General features: G+C 58.9%; 13 protein-coding genes. 9 read left to right on the plus strand and 4 right to left on the minus strand.

The window, feature by feature from the left end:
* Window positions 1-45: 45 nt before the first annotated feature.
* Together AACV31_RS15345 and msrA are read right to left on the minus strand one after the other, a co-directional pair.
* Complete coding sequence (locus tag AACV31_RS15345) at window positions 46-1,461, minus strand: CBM96 family carbohydrate-binding protein (RefSeq protein WP_165155546.1); 1,416 nt, start codon at window positions 1,459-1,461, stop codon at window positions 46-48.
* 105 nt (window positions 1,462-1,566) lie between these two features.
* Window positions 1,567-2,205, minus strand: coding sequence for a peptide-methionine (S)-S-oxide reductase MsrA (msrA, locus tag AACV31_RS15350; protein WP_007764346.1), 639 nt, complete (start codon window positions 2,203-2,205; stop codon window positions 1,567-1,569).
* 224 nt (window positions 2,206-2,429) lie between these two features.
* Here msrA and tamA point away from each other — a divergent pair, with 224 nt between their 5' ends.
* From tamA to AACV31_RS15370, 4 genes are all read left to right on the plus strand, one after another.
* The gene (tamA, locus tag AACV31_RS15355; RefSeq protein ID WP_007764345.1) at window positions 2,430-4,163 is read left to right on the plus strand and encodes an autotransporter assembly complex protein TamA; all 1,734 of its coding nucleotides are present in this window, start codon (window positions 2,430-2,432) and stop codon (window positions 4,161-4,163) included.
* On the plus strand, window positions 4,160-7,936 hold the full coding sequence (tamB, locus tag AACV31_RS15360; protein ID WP_165155544.1) for an autotransporter assembly complex protein TamB: 3,777 nt from the start codon (window positions 4,160-4,162) through the stop codon (window positions 7,934-7,936). Before tamA ends, tamB begins: the two co-directional genes overlap by 4 nt.
* Window positions 7,937-7,938: 2 nt before the next feature.
* Window positions 7,939-8,274, plus strand: a complete 336-nt coding sequence (locus tag AACV31_RS15365) for a gamma-glutamylcyclotransferase family protein (RefSeq protein WP_007764339.1) — start codon at window positions 7,939-7,941, stop codon at window positions 8,272-8,274.
* A gap of 335 nt (window positions 8,275-8,609) precedes the next feature.
* On the plus strand, window positions 8,610-10,205 hold the full coding sequence (locus AACV31_RS15370) for a methyl-accepting chemotaxis protein (protein ID WP_165155542.1): 1,596 nt from the start codon (window positions 8,610-8,612) through the stop codon (window positions 10,203-10,205).
* 51 nt (window positions 10,206-10,256) lie between these two features.
* Here the strand turns inward: AACV31_RS15370 and ppa are convergent, their stop codons facing one another.
* On the minus strand, window positions 10,257-10,784 hold the full coding sequence (ppa, locus tag AACV31_RS15375; protein ID WP_007678689.1) for an inorganic diphosphatase: 528 nt from the start codon (window positions 10,782-10,784) through the stop codon (window positions 10,257-10,259).
* A gap of 401 nt (window positions 10,785-11,185) precedes the next feature.
* On the opposite strand from ppa, the gene ytfQ reads away from it, so the two are divergent.
* The 5 genes from ytfQ to AACV31_RS15400 all read left to right on the plus strand — a co-directional run bounded on the left by ytfQ (window position 11,186) and on the right by AACV31_RS15400 (window position 17,565).
* Window positions 11,186-12,142 carry a galactofuranose ABC transporter, galactofuranose-binding protein YtfQ gene (gene ytfQ / locus AACV31_RS15380; RefSeq protein WP_032804944.1) on the plus strand — a complete coding sequence of 319 codons (957 nt, stop codon included), beginning with the start codon at window positions 11,186-11,188 and terminating at the stop codon, window positions 12,140-12,142.
* 232 nt (window positions 12,143-12,374) lie between these two features.
* Entirely contained in the window at window positions 12,375-13,877 is a 1,503-nt protein-coding gene (ytfR, locus tag AACV31_RS15385; RefSeq protein WP_165155540.1) for a galactofuranose ABC transporter, ATP-binding protein YtfR, read from the plus strand.
* Between the two features lie 10 nt (window positions 13,878-13,887).
* Window positions 13,888-14,913 (plus strand): galactofuranose ABC transporter, ATP-binding protein YtfT, encoded by a 1,026-nt coding sequence (gene ytfT / locus AACV31_RS15390; protein WP_105581152.1) that lies wholly within the window; start codon window positions 13,888-13,890, stop codon window positions 14,911-14,913.
* Window positions 14,900-15,889 (plus strand): galactofuranose ABC transporter, permease protein YjfF, encoded by a 990-nt coding sequence (gene yjfF / locus AACV31_RS15395; RefSeq protein ID WP_105581151.1) that lies wholly within the window; start codon window positions 14,900-14,902, stop codon window positions 15,887-15,889. The genes ytfT and yjfF overlap by 14 nt, the downstream gene beginning before the upstream one ends.
* Window positions 15,890-15,999: 110 nt before the next feature.
* Window positions 16,000-17,565 (plus strand): methyl-accepting chemotaxis protein, encoded by a 1,566-nt coding sequence (locus AACV31_RS15400; protein WP_105581150.1) that lies wholly within the window; start codon window positions 16,000-16,002, stop codon window positions 17,563-17,565.
* A 164-nt stretch (window positions 17,566-17,729) separates the two neighbouring features.
* On the opposite strand, the gene fbp is transcribed toward AACV31_RS15400, so the two are convergent.
* Window positions 17,730-18,728: a class 1 fructose-bisphosphatase gene (gene fbp, locus AACV31_RS15405; protein WP_165155538.1), complete on the minus strand. Its 999-nt coding sequence runs from the start codon at window positions 18,726-18,728 to the stop codon at window positions 17,730-17,732.
* Window positions 18,729-18,840 lie beyond the last annotated feature (112 nt).

The raw sequence follows: 18,840 nt of genomic DNA on the forward strand, positions 1-18,840 counted from the left end.
GAAGAAAGTGCCCGCCGCGCAGATAAGCGGCGGCGGGGCGAAGGATCAGATTTCCGGCGTGGTTTTATACGCCGAGATCATCAGCAGCAGGTTTTCTTTGGTGCCAGCCGGGTTGAACGTGTAGTTATTGTTCTTACGGTCGCCGCCGATATACCAGGCTATTTCCGTTTTCCCGGCGGCCAGCGCGGCCCGCACGGCTTTATCCACGTCCACATAGCGATAGTCCCGCGCCTTTCCGGTATACATAATGCCATCGGAGACATAATTACAGCCCGGGCGGTTATTCCAGGTCACCGTATGTTCATCCCATTTCGTGTCGGTCGGATAGAAGAACACTTGATCGGCACCGTCGGCATTTCTGCCGCCGTAAATACGCACTTCATATTTAAACAGCGCCGCGTCAGCCTCGGAGTAGCCTTCCGGCAGCGGCGGGATGGAGAATTTTACCAGCGACATGATCTCTTTATTGGCGGTACGTCCGCCGTTGCGCCAGTCATCCTGCACCTGCAACACGGTATCGTCGCCAAAGTTACGGCCCGGCTCCGCGCTGCTGACATACGTATCGGCACTGGCGCGCGTGTAGCTGAACGGCACCTTAACGCCGCAGTCCATATTGTTATTCATACATTCATCGGTCATAAACTGCGCCGACTCTACCGACCAGCCATTCATAAAGTCGCCGTGCGCGGTGTAGATGCTGCCCCATTTTTCGGTACGCGTTTCGCCATCCATCTGCGGATCCATCGACAGCTCGATTTTCGCCGTATCCAGCGAGGTGATTTGCGGCAGCACCCAGGCGACGTTCATATTGACCGTCGGGATCTTCACCGGGAATTCCGCCGGGCACGCGCCCGCGTCGTTGGTGTAGGTGGCGTTCATCCTGCCGCGCACCGGTTTGAGATTGACGCCGTCCCAGCAGTTAGGGAACTGGATGCCGATATTAAACTGCACCGCGTCGCCTTGCTGGCGCAGCCCGCACACTTCGCCTGCCGTATTGGTATAGCCCTTGCCGTTGCCGCACAGGAATGTGATGCGCCGGTTAGGCCCGGTGCCGTGGTGATCGCCTGCCAGCAGCTCCAGCCCGAGCGGGAAGGGCGTCAGCGGGTATTTATCGACATTGGTGCTTTGGTAGTAGGTTTTCTGATAGGCAGGCTTAACGATTTGTCCGTCAGGCAGCTTCATGGTGGGCGCCCACCAGGCGGAGCTGTCCGCTTTGTTGTCGCAGGTGGTTTCCGGCTGGTTTCGCAGCCGGACGTAGTCGGTATAAGCGTCGGTATGGGTATTGCCGAAAAAGTCATGCAGCATGGCGTGGTTCGGCATACCGTACATCATGATGGCGTCATCGCCTGCGGTATGGTGATAAGCGCAGACCGCATGCGCCTGGGGGCCAGCCCAGGCGGAAAAAGCGCTAAGACCGGTGATAACCGGGATCAACGAACGTAACAGCGTGGTAAGTTTCATGGCATGTCTCCGTAACCAGGGTCGGTTGAGGCATACCATGGGCGCGCGACTTAGCGCCTCTCATCACTTATCAAAAATTCAGATAAAACGATGAGTGATGAATTGTTACGCCTCCGGCGGCAGACAGACGCCAATTCCGCCGATACCGCAGTAGCCGTACGGATTTTTATGCAGATACTGCTGGTGCTCGTCTTCGGCATAGTAGAACGGTGTGGCCGGGGCTATCTCGGTAGTGATGTGGCGATAGTCGCCTGCCGCTTCCATCGCCGCGCGAAAACGATCAAGGCTTGCTTGAGCCGCGGCCTCTTGCTCTGGCGTTAGTGGGTAAATCGCCGAACGGTATTGCGTTCCGACGTCGTTGCCCTGACGCATCCCCTGCGCCGGATCGTGGTTTTCCCAGAAAACCTGCAACAGTTGTTCATAGCTGATGACTTTCGGGTCATAAACCACGCGTACCGCTTCGGCATGGCCGGTTTGTCCGCTGCACACTTCGCGATAGGTCGGGTTTGGCGTATAGCCGCCGGTATAGCCCGCCGCGGTGCTGTAGACGCCCGGCAGCGGCCAGAAGAGTCGTTCCACGCCCCAGAAGCAGCCCATGGCGAACAGCGCGACCTCCATCCCTTCCGGTACATTGGTCATTGAATGGCCGGTGACGGTATGTAAAGCGGCCACTGGCATACGGGTGTTGCGTCCCGGCAGGGCTTCCTCTTCGGTAATCATCTGTTTCTTATCAAAAAAACTCATGGGGCCGACCTCCTGAAAAATGTTGCGCGTGCAAATTCTCGCCTGCGGTTGTCACGAAGCGGCTCTTTGCCCACAATAAACCTTTTAAATACGACTAAATTAAACATAAGAAATATTTGGGTGATCGTCTTTATTTCAACTCCATTTACCGGAGTTTTGTCAGGCCGCGGAGCGGCATCAGGTTTCCTTCCAGGGGTGGGAATAAGGGATATTCAGGAGAAAACGTGCCATTAATCCGTAACTTGTGCTGGGCCACGCTGCTGATGGCGAGCGCCTCGATCGCTGCGCCCGTCCGTTTGCAGGTAGAAGGGTTGACCGGCGCGCTGCAAAAAAACGTCCGCGCTCAGCTTTCCACCATTCAGGTAGATGAAGTGACGCCGGACCGCCGCTTTCGCGCGCGCGTCGATGACGCCATCCGCAACGGGCTGAAAGCGCTGGGTTATTACGAACCGACTATTGACTTTGAACTGCGCGAACCGCCGCCTGGCGGACGGCGTCAGGTCTTACTGGCGCGCGTGAATCCCGGCAAGCCGGTGCTTATCGGCGGAACGAATGTGATCCTGCGCGGCGGCGCGCGCGACGATAAAGATTATCTGGCGCTGCTGAAAAAACGTCCCGCCATTGGCACGGTGTTGAACCATAACGACTACGACAGTTTCAAAAAAGGGCTGACCAGCCTGGCGCTGCGTCGCGGTTACTTCGACAGCGAATTTATTAAAAGCCAGCTTGGCGTTTCGGTAGAGCGCCGCCTGGCGTTCTGGGATATCGACTACAACAGCGGCCCGCGTTACCGCTTCGGCGATGTCACCTTCAGCGGTTCGCAGATCCGCGAAGAGTATCTGCAAAATCTTGTGCCGTTTAAAAAAGGCGATTACTACCAGTCGAGCGACGTGGCGGAGCTGAGCCGCCGTTTATCCGCCACCGGCTGGTTTAATTCGGTCGTCGTGGCGCCGGAGTTCGAAAAATCCCGGAAGACCAAAGTGCTGCCGCTGCGGGGTGTGGTGTCGCCGCGCATTAAAAACACCGTGGAAGTCGGCGCCGGGTACTCCACCGACGTCGGGCCGCGCCTTAAAGCAAGCTGGCGCAAGCCGTGGACGAACTCTTACGGCCACAGCCTGACCACCTCGACCAGCATCTCCGCGCCGGAACAGCAGCTCGATTTCAGCTACAAAATACCGCTGCTGAAGAACCCGCTTGAGCAATATTATCTGGTGCAGGGCGGCTTTAAGCGCACCGATCTGAACGATACCGAAGCCGATTCCACCACACTTGCGGTTTCACGCTACTGGGATCTCTCCAGCGGCTGGCAGCGCGCCATCAACCTGCGCTGGAGCCTGGATCACTTTACCCAGGCCAACGTCACCCATACCACGATGCTGCTCTATCCGGGCGTGATGTTAAGCCGCACCCGCTCACGCGGCGGCCTGATGCCGACGTGGGGCGATTCGCAGCGCTATTCCATCGACTACTCCGACAGCGCCTGGGGCTCAGATGTCGATTTCGTGGTGCTACAGGCGCAAAACGTCTGGATACGTACGCTCTACGACAAGCATCGCTTTGTGGCGCGCGGCAATCTGGGCTGGATTGAAACCAACGATTTCGAGCGCGTGCCGCCGGATCTGCGTTTCTTCGCGGGCGGCGACCGCAGCATCCGCGGCTATAAGTACAAATCGATTTCGCCTGAAAACGACGACGGTAAGCTGACCGGCGCCTCAAAACTCGCCACCGGCTCGCTGGAGTATCAATACAACGTGACCGGCAAATGGTGGGGCGCGGTGTTTGTCGATTCCGGCGAAGCGGTTAACGACATCAAGCAAAGCAATTTCAAAACCGGCGCGGGCGTCGGGGTGCGCTGGCAGTCGCCGGTCGGCCCGATCAAGCTCGATTTCGCGGTGCCGGTCGGCGATAAAGAGGAGCATGGTTTGCAGTTCTACATCGGTCTGGGGCCTGAATTATGAGTCGTATGAAAAAAATCAGCCTCGCCGTGCTGGCCGTTATCGTGCTGCTTATCGCGACCGTCGGGTTTCTGATCGGCACCACAACGGGCTTACATCTGATTTTCAACGCCGCGAATCGCTGGGTGCCGGGGCTGGAGATCGGCCGCGTCACTGGCGGCTGGCGTGACCTGACGCTGACATCGCTGCGCTACCAGCAGCCGGGCGTGGACGTCAACGCCGGGGAGATCCATCTTTCCGTTAAGCTCGCCTGCCTGCGCGACAGCAGCCTGTGCGTGAATGATTTCTCACTGAAAGATGTGAACGTGGTCGTCGACACCAAAAAAATGCCGCCTGCGAAGAAAGTGGAAGAGGAAGAGAGCGGACCGCTCGACCTCTCCACGCCGTACCCGATCACGCTGAGCCGAGCGGCGCTGCATAACGTCAATATCAAAATCGACGATACGCGGGTGTCGGTAATGGATTTCAGCTCGGGGCTGGCCTGGGAGGACCGCAATCTGACGCTCAAACCCACCTCCTTACAGGGGCTGCTGATCGCGTTGCCCAAAGCGGCGGATGTCGCGCAGGAAGAGGTGGTCGAGCCGAAGGTCAACAACCCGCAGCCGCAGGAAAAACCCCTCGGCGAGACGCTGCGTGAACTCTTCGCTAAACCGGTGTTGCCGGAGATGGCCGATGTGCATCTGCCGCTGAACCTGACGGTGGAGAATTTTCACGGCGAACAGCTGCGTCTTACCGGCGACACCGATATCACGGTGAGCAATCTGCTGGTGAAAATCAGCAGCGTGGATGGCGTCACGAAGCTCGATACGCTGGATATCGATTCTGACCAGGGGACGGTGAACGCCACCGGCAGCGCGGAACTGCGCAACAACTGGCCGGTGGATATTACGCTCAACAGCACGCTGAACGTGGAGCCGCTCAAGGGCGAGAAAGTGAAGCTCAAAGTGGGCGGCGCGCTGCGCGACCAGCTGGAATTCGGCGTCAATCTTTCCGGCCCGGTGGATGTGGTGCTGCGCGGGCAGACGAAGCTTGCCGAAGCGGGCCTGCCGCTCAATCTGGATATCACCAGCGAGCAGCTCTACTGGCCGCTGACCGGCCCGAAGCAGTATCAGGCGGATGATCTGAAGCTGAAGTTCTCCGGCAAAATGACCGACTACGCGCTGTCGTTCCGTACCGCCGTGAAAGGCGATCAGCTGCCGCCCGCCACCATTACGCTCGACGGCAAAGGCAATGAGCAGCAGATCAACATTGATAAGCTGGACGTCGCGGCGCTCGAAGGCCACACCACGCTGACGGCGCTGCTCGACTGGCAGCAGGCCATCAGCTGGCGCGGTGAACTGGCGCTGAAAGGCATTAACACCGCGAAGCAGTACCCGGAATGGCCATCGAAACTCGACGGGCTGATGAAGCTGCGCGGCAGCCTCTATGGCGGCACCTGGCAGCTTGACGTGCCGGCGCTGAAGCTTGCGGGCAACGTCAAACAGAACAAGGTGAAGGTCGACGGCCAGCTGAAGGGCAACAGTTATCTTCAGTGGACGATCCCTGGCCTGCATCTGGAGCTTGGCCGCAATAAAGCGGATGTGAAGGGCGAGCTTGGCGTTAAAGACCTGGCGCTGGACGCGACGATTGACGCCCCGGCGCTCGATAACGCGCTGCCGGGCCTCGGCGGCACGGCGAAAGGGCTGGTGAAAATCCGCGGTAATGTTGAAGCGCCGGAACTCAACGCCGATGTCACCGCACGTAATCTGCGCTGGCAGGAACTCTCCGTCGCGCAGGTGCGCCTGCTCGGCGATGTGAAATCCACCGATCAGATAGGCGGCTCGCTGGATCTGCGCGTTGAGCGTCTGGTGCAGGGCGATATCAACCTGCGGCTGATTACGCTTGCGGCCAAAGGTAACGAGAAGTCACACCAGATGGCGCTGCGCGTGCAGGGTGAACCGGTCTCCGGGCAGCTCGACCTGCGCGGCAGTTTTGACCGTCAGGCGATGCGCTGGCGCGGCGAGATAGATAATACGCGCTTCGCCACGCCGGTCGGCCCGTGGACGCTGAGCCGCGCGCTGACGCTCGATTACCGCGGTCAGGAGCAGAAAATCGCTATCGGCCCGCACTGCTGGCGCAACCCGAATGCCGAGCTGTGCGTCCCGCAAACCATCGATGCGGGGGCCGCCGGGCGCGCGCAGGTGGACCTCAACCGTTTTGATCTCGCGATGCTCAAACCGTTTATGCCGGAAGAGACCCAGGCGAGCGGGCGCTTTACGGGTAAAGCGGATGTCAGCTGGGATACGACGAAAGAAGGACTGCCGCAGGGGCAGGTGCAGCTCGCCGGACGCGGCGTGCGCGTGACCCAACTGGTTAACGGCAATCCGCTGCTGGTGGCGTTCGACACGCTGAACCTGAACGCCGAGCTGCGCAATAACCGCGCGCGGCTCAACTGGCTGATTCGTCTGGCGAATAATGGCCAGTTCGATGGCGATATTCAGGTGGCGGACCCGCAGGATCGCCGCAACCTTTCCGGGAATATCAATATTCGTAATTTCTCGCTGGCGATCGCCAATCCGGTCTTTTCGCGCGGCGAGAAAGCGGCGGGTATTCTGAGCGCGAACCTGCGGCTTGGCGGCGACGCCCGCCAGCCGCAACTGTTCGGCCAGATGCAACTTAACGGCGTGGATATCGAAGGCAACTTTATGCCGTTCGAGATGCAGCCGAGCCAGCTGGCGATGAACTTCAACGGCATGAGCTCGACGTTGCAGGGCGTGGTACGCACAAAACAGGGCGAAATCACGCTTAATGGTAACGCCGACTGGAGCCAGATCGATAACTGGCGCGCCAGAGTGGCGGCGCGCGGCAGTCGCGTGCGGATAACCGTACCGCCGATGGTGCGCCTGGATGTCTCGCCGGATGTGGTGCTTGAGGCGACGCCGAGCCTGATTACGCTTGATGGCAGCGTCGATGTGCCCTGGGCGCGCATCGTGGTGCACGATCTGCCGGAAAGCGCGGTTGGCGTCTCCAGTGATGAAGTTTTACTCGATGAAAATCTGAAACCGGAAGAGGAGCAGCGCGCATCCATCCCAATCAATAGTAATCTTATCGTTCACGTTGGAAACAACGTGCGGATAGATGCTTTTGGGCTGAAAGCGCGTCTTACGGGCGATCTGAAAGTGGCGCAGGATAAACAGGGCCTGGGCCTGAACGGGCAGATCAATATTCCGCAAGGGCGCTTCCACGCTTACGGCCAGGATCTGCTGGTGCGTAAAGGCGAGCTGCTGTTCTCCGGCCCGCCGGACAGGCCGCTGCTGAATATCGAGGCGATCCGCAACCCTGACGCCACCGAGAACGACGTAATAGCCGGCGTGCGCGTGACTGGCGAAACCGACGAGCCGAAGGTGGAAGTCTTCTCCGACCCGGCCATGTCGCAGCAGGAGGCGCTCTCTTATCTTCTGCGCGGCCAGGGGCTTGAGAGCGGCCAGAGCGACAGCGACGCCATGACTTCCATGCTAATTGGCCTGGGGGTTGCACAAAGTGGTCAGGTTGTGGGTAAAATCGGCGAGACGTTTGGCGTAAGCAATCTGGCGCTGGACACCGAAGGGGTGGGCGATTCCTCCCAGGTGGTGGTCAGTGGCTATGTACTGCCGGGTCTCCAGGTGAAATACGGCGTGGGCATTTTTGACTCGCTGGCGACGCTCACGCTAAGGTATCGCCTGATGCCTAAGCTGTATCTGGAAGCGGTGTCTGGCGTAGATCAGGCACTTGATGTGCTCTATCAGTTTGAGTTTTAGCAATGCGAATATTTGTCTACGGCAGTTTACGACGCAAACAAGGCAACAGCCACTGGATGACGAACGCTCAGTGGCTGGGCGATTACGACATCGAAAACTACCAGCTCTTCAGCCTGGGGCACTACCCTGGGGCAGTGCCAGGAGAGGGCTCGGTAGTCGGCGAGGTGTATCGTATCGACGCCACGACGCTTGCGGAGCTGGACGCGTTGCGCACTGCGCGCGGCGAGTATAAACGCCAGCTTATCCAGACGCCGTACGGCAGCGCCTGGATGTATGTGTACCAGCGTTCTACCGAAGGGCTTACCCGCATCGAGAGCGGTAACTGGCTCGACAGGTAAAATCGTTCTTCCCTGAAACCACGCTCCGGCGTGGTTTTTTATTGGGCGAAATGATGAGAAAAGGCGTGCCGGTTTACCACGCGCTGCGTAAGGCTCTTACCTTATTGTCCCGCTCTTCCACGCAGAAAAACCGCAAGGGGTGAGCGATGCCCCCTGGTATTCGCCCGTAAATCCGCGCTGTCATAAAACTGCCATAAAAGTTTTAGCGTGACTAATTAAGTACTTAACTGCCGCTACCATTTCCACGCGTTCGCCCCCCATAAAGCTCGTATTTCGCAGGCCGATAGATCCGAAGCGCCTCCTTTCAGGCGCGCCTACACCATGGGAAACAACGTATGAAATTAAACCACCTGACAATCGGGCAACGACTCGGTCTGCTGGCGGCGTTACTGCTTATCGCGGTGCTCTTTATCGGCATTCGCGGCCTGATGATCAACGCCGACGGGCTTGAGCAAAATAACAATATTATGGCCACGGAAAAGGTGATAGCAGAGAGCATCGACACCGCGCGTAACGCGCAGGTGCAGTTCAAAATTCAGGTACAGGAGTGGAAAAACACCCTGCTGCGCGGCACGCAGGGGCAGGCGGCGTTTGATAAATACAAAGCCGCGTTTGTCGATCAGAGTGATAAAACCCAGGCGCTGCTGAATCGCCTGACCACGCTTCTGCCGCAGCTTGGTATGAACGTGGATGAAGTCCGCCAGACCATGGCGCTGCACGAAGGGCTGGAAAAAAGCTATCTGGCGGCCATTGCGCAGTACAACATTGCCGACCCGACGAGCGCCCAGCGCGTCGATAAGCTGGTGAGCGGCATCGATCGCGAGCCGACCCGTATGATTGACGAGGTAGTGGCGAAAACGCTGAAGCAGGCGGATGCGCTGACCCGTCAGACCGAAGCGCGCAACCTGTCGCAGTATGAGCAGACCCGCACCATGCTGCTTATCACGATGGCGCTGACGCTTATCGCGAGCATTCTGATCACCTTCTGGCTGGTGCGCAGCATTACGCGTCCGCTGGCGCAGGCCGTGACCATCGCGCGTAACGTCGCCGCCGGCGATTTGCAGACGGCGATTACCATCAGCGGTCGCGATGAAACCGCAGAGCTGATGAGCGCGCTTCAGGAGATGAACGTCAACCTCACCCGCATCGTGGCGGGCGTGCGCAACGGCACCGAAACCATCGCTACCGCGTCGACGCAAATCGCCACCGGCAGCCGTGAACTCTCGGCGCGCAACGAAGCGCAGGCGAGCGCGCTGGAAGAAACCGCGGCGTCGATGGAAGAACTGACATCGGTTGTTAAAAACAACGCCGAAAACTCCCGCTTTGCGAGCGATATCGCGCGCGATGCGTGTCAGGTGGCCGGGCAGGGCGGTCAGGTGGTTGAGCGCGTGGTGCAGACCATGAGTGAAATCCACCAGTTCTCGACCGAAATCAGCAACATCATCAGCGTTATCGATGGTATCGCCTTCCAGACCAACATTCTGGCGCTCAACGCGGCGGTCGAAGCGGCGCGCGCAGGCGCGGAAGGGCGCGGCTTTGCGGTGGTGGCGGCGGAAGTGCGCGCGCTGGCGCAGCGCTCCAGCTCGGCGGCGCAGGATATCCGTAACCTGATCGACCGCTCCGTCAGCCGTATCGACGAGGGCAACAGTCTGGTGAAAGGCGCGGGCAGCGCGATGGAAGATATCCTGAAAAGCGTGCAGCGCGTGAGCGAGCTGGTGGAGACCATTTCGATGGCGAACCGCGAGCAGAGCACCGGCATCGATCAGGTGAATATCGCCGTGACGCAGATGGACGCTTCGACGCAGCAGAACGCCGCGCTGTCGCAGGAGTCCGCCGCGGCGGCCCAGTCGATGCAGTATCAGGCCGAGAAGCTGCTGGATTCCGTCAGCGTCTTCCGTCTGGCGGCGCACCGGGACGAAACGCTGGCGTAACGCCCATAAAAAAACACCGCCTTCGGGCGGTGTTTTTTCATTCGCGGCGAATTACTTCTTCGCGCGTTCGAAAGAGGCGCGGATCTCTTCTTTAGCGGCTTCAGCGTTTTCCCAGCCTTCCACTTTAACCCACTTGCCTTTTTCCAGATCTTTGTAGTGCTCGAAGAAGTGCGTGATCTGCGCTTTCAGCAGTTCCGGCAGGTCATTCACGTCTTTGATGTGATCGTATTCTTTAGAGAGTTTGGTGTGCGGTACCGCAACCAGTTTGGCGTCTTCGCCAGACTCGTCGGTCATTTTCAGCACGCCAACCGGACGGCAGCGGATCACGGAGCCCGGCTGCAGCGGGTACGGCGTCGGGACCAGCACGTCAACCGGGTCGCCGTCCAGAGACAGGGTGTGGTTGATGTAGCCGTAGTTGCACGGATAGAACATCGCGGTGGACATAAAACGGTCAACGAACAGCGCGCCGCTCTCTTTGTCCACTTCATATTTAATAGGATCAGCGTTAGCCGGAATTTCAATAACAACGTAGATGTCTTCCGGCAGATCTTTGCCCGCAGGTACGTTCAGTAAGCTCATGTCTGTTTCCTTAAAAATGTATGGCAAACAAGTGCCAGGTATTATAGCCAACTGCACTGGAATGTCGTGGACTCTTTTCTTTCGCCTGCGCGCCTGCTGCTGCTTTCAGCGTTTTCCCATGACACGTTAATCCATAAAGCCAGCTACATCCTCAATAAATTACTGAAAACGTTTACAAAGCGCTATTTCCGGGCGTTTTTACGCTAAAAATTTTTGTCCAGGGCCGTGCTGGCGCTTGCCGCGCCGCATAACGGCTGGCGTGGAATCCCGTGTCTTCTGATTTTTAACTTTTTCGTTACTTTTTTGAATTGTGATGTAACGCATTCAGTTACATCCACGCTTGTCTATAGTTTCGCCTGAGGTGGACTCTTACCCAACAATAACCTTACGAGGATACCCTTATGTGGAAGCGCTTACTTGTTGTCACAGCAGTTTCGGCAGCCATGTCGTCTATGGCATTGGCTGCCCCGTTAACCGTGGGATTTTCACAGGTCGGCTCTGAATCGGGCTGGCGCGCGGCGGAAACCAGCGTTGCGAAAAGCGAGGCGCAAAAACGCGGCATCACGCTGAAAGTCGCCGATGGTCAGCAGAAGCAGGAGAACCAGATTAAAGCGGTACGTTCGTTTATCGCCCAGGGCGTGGACGCGATTTTTATCGCGCCGGTGGTGGCGACGGGCTGGGAGCCGGTGCTGAAAGAGGCGAAAGACGCGGAGATCCCGGTGATGCTGCTGGACCGCTCCATTGATGTGAAAGATAAGTCGCTCTACATGACCACCGTCACCGCCGACAACGTGCTGGAAGGCAAGCTTATCGGCGACTGGCTGGTGAAAACTGCCGCGGGCAAACCGTGCAACGTGGTGGAGTTGCAGGGCACCGTTGGCGCGAGCGTGGCTATCGATCGTAAGAAAGGGTTTGCCGAGGCGATTTCCAAAGCGCCGAACATCAAGATTATCCGTTCTCAGTCCGGCGACTTTACTCGCTCGAAAGGTAAAGAAGTCATGGAGAGCTTTATCAAGGCCGAGAACAACGGCAAAAACATCTGCATGGTTTACGCCCATAACGACGACATGGCGATCGGCGCCATTCAGGCCATTAAAGAGGCCGGGCTGAAACCGGGCAAAGATATCCTGACGGGCTCTATCGACGGCGTACCGGATATTTTCAAAGCGATGGTGGACGGCGAGGCGAACGCGAGCGTGGAGCTGACCCCGAACATGGCGGGTCCGGCGTTTGACGCGCTGGAGAAATTCAAGAAGGACGGTACCCAGCCTCCGAAGCTGACCATTACCCAGTCGGTGCTGTATCTGCCGGATACCGCCAAAGAGATGTTAGAGAAGAAGAAAACGATGGGGTATTGATTCACCGGCGTGATGCGCTTCTTACGGCCCTGACGGCGGGTGCGCGTGGCTTACCCGCCCTACATATGGCCCGCTTTTTGACCTGTAGGGCGGGTAAGCGTAGCGCACCCGCCGTGCCCAACCAGCGCTATAGGAACTTGTAGGGCGGGTAAGCGCAGCGCACCCGCCGCGCCCCAACCAACGCCATGTGAACCAACAACCCGCCATCCTGAGGCGACAGGAGAGTCCGACCATGAATAACGATAACCATCAGGAAATCCTGCGAACGGAAGGCTTAAGCAAAACGTTTCCTGGCGTAAAGGCCCTCGACCATGTCGATTTCAGCCTGCGTCGCGGGGAAATCATGGCGCTGCTCGGCGAAAACGGCGCCGGTAAATCGACGCTGATTAAAGCGCTGACCGGCGTTTACCAGCCCGATGGCGGCACCATTTATCTCGGCGGCGAGGCCGTGCGGCCGCGCAACACCGCACACGCGCAACAGCTCGGCATTGGCACCGTATACCAGGAAGTTAACCTGCTGCCCAACATGTCGGTGGCGGACAACCTGTTTATTGGCCGTGAGCCGCGCCGCTTTGGCCTGCTGCGCCGTAAAGAGATGGAAAAGCGCGCCACGGCGCTGCTCGAATCCTACGGGTTTCATCTTGACGTTCGTGAGCCGCTGAACCGCTTTTCGGTCGCCATGCAGCAGATCGTCGCTATCTGCCGCGCCATCGATCTCTCGGCGCGCGTGCTGATCCTCGATGAACCCACCGCCAGCCTCGACGCCAAAGAGGTCGAGATGCTCTTTACCCTGATGCGCCAGCTACGCGCGCAGGGCGTCAGTCTTATCTTCGTCACGCATTTTCTCGATCAGGTCTATGACGTTACGGATCGCATCACGGTGCTGCGTAACGGGAAATTTGTCGGCACGCGCGACACCGCCGAGCTGCCGCAAATCGAACTGGTGAAAATGATGCTGGGGCGCGAACTTGACAGTAACGCGCTGCAGCGCGCCGGGCGCACGCTGCTGAGTGAAAAACCGGTCGCGGCATTCCAGGACTACGGCAAAAAAGGCGTTATCGCGCCGTTTACGTTTGAGGTGCGCCCCGGCGAAATCGTCGGCCTGGCGGGCCTGCTCGGCTCAGGACGCACCGAAACGGCGGAAGTCATCTTCGGCATCCACCCGGCAGACAGCGGCACCGCCACCATTAAAGGCAAACCGCAGACGCTGCGCTCGCCGCAGCAGGCGTCACGGCTTGGAATCGGCTTTTGCCCTGAAGACAGGAAAACCGATGGCATCATCGGCGCCGCTTCAGTTCGCGAAAATATCATTCTGGCGCTACAGGCCCAGCGCGGCTGGCTGCGTCCGATCCCGCGGCGCGAGCAGGATGAAATTGCCGCCCGCTTTATCCGTCAGCTCGGCATTCGCACGCCGGGCCCGGAGCAGCCGATTGAATTCCTCTCCGGCGGCAACCAGCAAAAAGTCCTGCTCTCACGCTGGTTGCTGACGAAACCGCAGTTCCTGATCCTCGACGAGCCGACGCGCGGCATCGACGTCGGCGCCCATGCGGAGATCATCCGGCTTATCGAAACCCTGTGCGCCGACGGGCTGGCCCTGCTGGTCATCTCGTCTGAGCTGGAAGAGCTGGTGGGCTACGCCGACCGGGTGATTATTCTGCGCGACCGCCAGCAGGTGGCGGAGATCCCGCTTGAGGATCTCTCGGTCGGCGCCATTATGAATGCCATTGCGGCATAAGGAGCTACGCGTGATGCCTCGTTCATTACCGGATACGGGCGCGCCGAAGCGGCGCTTGCGCTTTCCGCCCGGCATGCCGCAAATCGCGGCGCTGATGCTGGTGCTGCTGGTCGACGGCCTGGTGGCGGACCACTTTTTCCAGATAGTGCTTCAGGACGGGCGGCTCTTCGGCAGCCCGATAGATATCCTCAACCGCGCCGCGCCCGTGGCGCTGCTCGCGATCGGCATGACGCTGGTCATCGCCACCGGCGGGATTGACCTTTCCGTCGGCGCGGTGATGGCGATTGCGGGCGCGACCGCCGCGACGCTGACCGTGGGCGGGCACAGTCTCGCCGTCGTGATTCTGGCGTCGCTCGGCGTCGGCGTGCTGGCAGGCCTCTGGAACGGCATTCTGGTGGCGGTGCTGAAAATTCAGCCTTTCGTGGCGACGCTGATTCTGATGGTCGCCGGGCGCGGTGTGGCGCAGCTCATTACGTCCGGGCAGATTGTGACGTTCAACTCACCGTCGCTCGCCTGGCTTGGCAGCGGCTCGCTGTTTTTCTTCCCGACGCCGGTCATTATCGCGATTCTGACGCTGCTGGCGTTCTGGCTCTTTACCCGCAAAACCGCGCTCGGCATGTTTATTGAAGCCGTCGGCATCAACATTCGCGCGGCGAAAAACGCGGGCGTCAGCACCCGGCTCATCGTCATGCTTACTTATATGCTGAGCGGCCTGTGCGCGGCGATTGCCGGGATCATCGTCGCGGCGGATATCCGCGGCGCGGACGCCAACAACGCCGGGCTGTGGCTTGAGCTCGACGCGATTCTGGCGGTGGTGATTGGCGGCGCGTCGCTGATGGGCGGGCGCTTTAACCTGGCGCTGTCGGTCGTCGGCGCGCTGATTATTCAGGGGATGAATACCGGGATTCTGCTGTCGGGCTTTCCGCCGGAGCTGAACCAGGTTGTGAAAGCGGTTGTAGTGCTGTGCGTGCTGATTGTTCAGTCGCCGCGATTTATTGGTCTGATTAAAGGAGTGCGCCGCCATGATAAAACGTAACCTGCCGCTCACCATCACGCTCGCGGTATTTGTGCTCGGCTACCTCTACTGCCTGACGCAATTCCCCGGTTTCGCCTCCACGCGCGTGATTTGCAATATCCTGACCGATAACGCGTTTCTCGGCATTATCGCCGTCGGCATGACGTTTGTGATCCTCTCCGGCGGCATCGATCTCTCCGTCGGCTCGGTGATCGCCTTTACCGGCGTGTTCCTCGCCAAAGCGATCGGCTTCTGGGGCATGTCGCCGCTGGTGGCGTTCCCGCTGATCCTGCTGATGGGCTGCGCGTTCGGCGCGTTAATGGGCTGGCTTATCGATGCGCTCAAAATCCCGGCGTTTATTATTACGCTCGCCGGGATGTTCTTTCTGCGCGGCGTCAGCTATCTGGTGTCTGAGGAGTCGATCCCGATTGACCACCCGATTTACGACACGCTCTCAAGCCTCGCATGGAAAATCCCTGGCGGCGGGCGGCTGAGCGCAATGGGCCTGCTGATGCTGGGCGTGGTGGTGATTGGGATTTTCCTCGCGCACCGCACCCGGTTTGGCAACCAGGTTTACGCCATCGGCGGCAGCGCCACGTCCGCGAACCTGATGGGCATCTCCACCCGCAGCGTGACCGTGCGCATTTATATGCTCTCTACCGGGCTTGCCACGCTCGCGGGCATTGTCTTTTCGGTTTACACCTCGGCGGGCTACGCGCTGGCGGGCGTGGGTGTCGAGCTGGACGCTATTGCCTCGGTGGTCATCGGCGGCACGCTGCTCTCCGGCGGGGTGGGAACGGTGCTCGGCACGCTGTTTGGCGTGGCTATCCAGGGGCTTATCCAGACTTATATTAATTTTGATGGCACGTTAAGCTCCTGGTGGACCAAAATCGCCATCGGGCTGCTGCTGTTTATTTTTATCGCGCTGCAGCGCGGGCTGACGGTGCTGTGGGAAAACCGCCAGAGCGCCGACGTCACCCGTGTGACGCCGCACTAAGTTTTCAGTAATAAGATATTGATCTGACTGATCTGTATAAACTTTCTCCGGTAATTGCCGATAGTTTTTTCTTCAATGGATTAAGCTATCGCGATTACCGGGACCCCACCATGTTGAGAAATCTCTCTATCCGTACCGGCCTGCTGGCGCTGTTGGCGGTTATGGCCTTTTTGCTTCTGCTCGTGAGCGCCATGGGCATCTATTCACTCACACAAAGTTCTGCGTCCTTACAGCGCATTAACGCGCTACAGGGCGAAAAAATGATGCGTCTGAACGAAGGGTATACGCTGCTTTTGCGCGCGCGCAACGAGGCAGGCCAGGCGGTGCGCCAGATGGAAATCGGCATGGTGGACGACGCGACGGCGTCCGTGAAAACGATCGCGGGCGAGCTGGTGCGCGGTCAGCAGTTGCTGAAAACGGTGCTCACCAGTGAGGTCGATGACGAACAGGGCGCGCTGCTGCTCGGCAAACTTAACCAGAGCTTTAACGCGCTGAACGGGCAGGGGCTCGCGCCGATGATGGCCGCGCTCAATAAGCAGAGCCCGGATGACTACTACGATCTGCTCGGCAACGGGCTTATCCCGCTGACCCGCGCGTTTGACACTGACGTGCAGGCGTTTCAGCGCTGGGGCGAGGCGCGCGGACGCCAGGAAGTGGACGGCGTGCTGACGCAAAAACAGGTGATGCTGGCGCTGATTGGTCTGGTAGCGTTGTTGACCGCGGCGGTGATGACGCTGGTCTGGTTGGCGTTGCGGCACTTGTTGCTCAGACCGTTGGCGCAGTCGGTGGAGCAGCTTGAACATGTGGCGGCAGGCGATCTGACCCGTTCGTTGACTGCGACCAGCAATAACGAGCTGGGGCGTCTGGTAAGCGCTATCGAGGCGATGCGTCTGTCGCTGGCGCAATCGGTGATGCGCGTGCGTGACGCCAGCGCGCAGATCGATACCGGGAGCCGCGAGCTGGCGGCGGGTAACGTCGATCTGGCGCAGCGTACCGAATCGACCGCCACGTCGCTTGAACAGACCGCGGCGAGTATGGAGCAGATCACCGCGACGGTGAAACAGAACGCCGATAACGCCGGGATGGCGCATCAGCTGGCGAAAGCGGTCTCCGATACCGCTGATCGCGGCAGCGAGATGGTCTGTTATGTGATTGAGAAGATGCGCGATATTTCCGGCAGTTCTGACCGGATTGGCGACATCCTGAGCGTGATTGACGCCATTGCGTTCCAGACCAATATCCTCGCGCTGAACGCGGCGGTGGAAGCGGCGCGCGCAGGCGAGCAGGGGCGCGGGTTCGCGGTCGTTGCCGGTGAGGTCCGCACGCTGGCGAGCCGCAGCGCCGAAGCGGCGAAAGAGATCCGCACGCTTATCAGTAATTCGCAAAGCCAGGTGGGCGAGGGCAGCGAGCTGGCCCTGCAGGCCGGGGAGACGATGGATGAGATCGCCGAAGAGGTGTTGCGAATGACAAAGCTGGTGCGTGAAATCGCCGATGCGTCGCTGGAGCAGAGCCGCGGCATTGAGCAGGTGAATATCGCCGTGAGCCAGATGGACGAAACCGCCCAGCAGAACGCGGCGCTGGTGCAGCAATCCTCCGCCGCGACCCGCTCGCTGGAAGAGCAGGCGCAACAGCTGGTGGAAGCGATGGCGTCGTTCCGGTTGCAGGCGGCAGGTTAAGGGTTTACGGGTGTCTGGTGGGTGCGCTGCGCTTACCCACCCTACAAATAAGATGTGAGATAACCGTAGGGCGGGTCAGCGTCAGCGCACCCGCCGTATTTCTTTATCCCCAACAAAAAAGGCAGCCGTGGCTGCCTTTTTTATCTGTACCACCCAACGCGCGTTTACGCGTCCGGGAATTCGCGGATAAACTGCTCGACGTCATTCACCATCTGCTCGGTGCCGACGAAGAACGGACGGCGCTGGTGCAGACTGTCCGGTTTAATATCCAGGATACGCTGCTTGCCGTCGCTCGCCTTGCCGCCCGCCTGCTCGGCCAGGAACGCCATCGGGTTGCACTCATACAGCAGGCGCAGCTTGCCTTCCGGGTGGCTCGCGGTGCTCGGGTAGAGATAAATCCCGCCTTTCAGCAGGTTACGGTGGAAATCCGCCACCAGCGAACCAATATACCGCGAGGTATACGGGCGCTGGGTCGCTTTATCTTCTTCCTGACAATACTTAATGTACTTCTTCACGCCCATCGGGAATTTAATGTAATTCCCTTCGTTAATGGAGTACGTATTGCCGCTGGCCGGGAAGCGCATACGCTCCTGGCACAGGCAGAATACGCCGAGCGACGGATCGTAGGTAAAGGCGTGCACGCCGCAGCCGGTGGTATACACCAGCATGGTGGAGGAGCCGTAAACCACATAACCCGCGGCGACCTGCTGGCTGCCCGGTTGCAGGAAATCTTCCATCGTGACCGGCGTCCCGACTGGCGTCACGCGGCGATAGATAGAGAAAATGGTGCCGACAGAGACGTTGACATCAATGTTAGAAGAGCCATCCAGCGGATCCATCAGGACGACATACTTCGCGTGTTCGCAGCCTTCGAAAACGACAATCTCGTCTTCTTCTTCGGAGGCGATGCCCGCCACGATATCGCGTGCCTTAAGCGCGGCTTTGAGCTTTTCATTGGCGAACAGATCGAGTTTTTGCTGCGTCTCGCCCTGTACGTTTTCGACGCCGCTGGCACCCAGGATATCGACCAGACCGGCCTTATTGATATCGCGGTGGATGATCTTAGCGCCAAGCTTTATTGCCGACAGCAGCGCCGTCAGTTCCCCGGTGGCGTGAGAAAATTCGTGCTGCTTTTCGACAATAAATTCACCTAACGTTTTCATAACACTTTCCCTGCATCCTGAAGTTGAGTAAAGCGATCGCAACAATCTTAACAAACATTCAAATTGTAGCGCACAGGTGAATCGCGCCAGCAAAATGCGGATTATCCTGAAA

The sequence above is a fragment of the Cronobacter sp. EKM101R genome, from assembly GCF_963888145.1.
GTDB classification, from domain to species: Bacteria; Pseudomonadota; Gammaproteobacteria; order Enterobacterales; family Enterobacteriaceae; genus Cronobacter; species Cronobacter turicensis.

Excerpts from the sequence above, each read along its gene's own strand:
- ytfQ (WP_032804944.1), top strand. The coding sequence starts at position 11,186 with ATGTGGAAGCGCTTACTTGTTGTCACAGCAGTTTCGGCAGCCATGTCG.
- tamB (WP_165155544.1), top strand. The coding sequence starts at position 4,160 with ATGAGTCGTATGAAAAAAATCAGCCTCGCCGTGCTGGCCGTTATCGTG.
- msrA (WP_007764346.1), bottom strand. The coding sequence starts at position 2,205 with ATGAGTTTTTTTGATAAGAAACAGATGATTACCGAAGAGGAAGCCCTG.
- yjfF (WP_105581151.1), top strand. The coding sequence starts at position 14,900 with ATGATAAAACGTAACCTGCCGCTCACCATCACGCTCGCGGTATTTGTG.
- ppa (WP_007678689.1), bottom strand. The coding sequence starts at position 10,784 with ATGAGCTTACTGAACGTACCTGCGGGCAAAGATCTGCCGGAAGACATC.
- AACV31_RS15365 (WP_007764339.1), top strand. The coding sequence starts at position 7,939 with ATGCGAATATTTGTCTACGGCAGTTTACGACGCAAACAAGGCAACAGC.
- AACV31_RS15370 (WP_165155542.1), top strand. The coding sequence starts at position 8,610 with ATGAAATTAAACCACCTGACAATCGGGCAACGACTCGGTCTGCTGGCG.
- AACV31_RS15400 (WP_105581150.1), top strand. The coding sequence starts at position 16,000 with ATGTTGAGAAATCTCTCTATCCGTACCGGCCTGCTGGCGCTGTTGGCG.
- ytfR (WP_165155540.1), top strand. The coding sequence starts at position 12,375 with ATGAATAACGATAACCATCAGGAAATCCTGCGAACGGAAGGCTTAAGC.
- fbp (WP_165155538.1), bottom strand. The coding sequence starts at position 18,728 with ATGAAAACGTTAGGTGAATTTATTGTCGAAAAGCAGCACGAATTTTCT.
- AACV31_RS15345 (WP_165155546.1), bottom strand. The coding sequence starts at position 1,461 with ATGAAACTTACCACGCTGTTACGTTCGTTGATCCCGGTTATCACCGGT.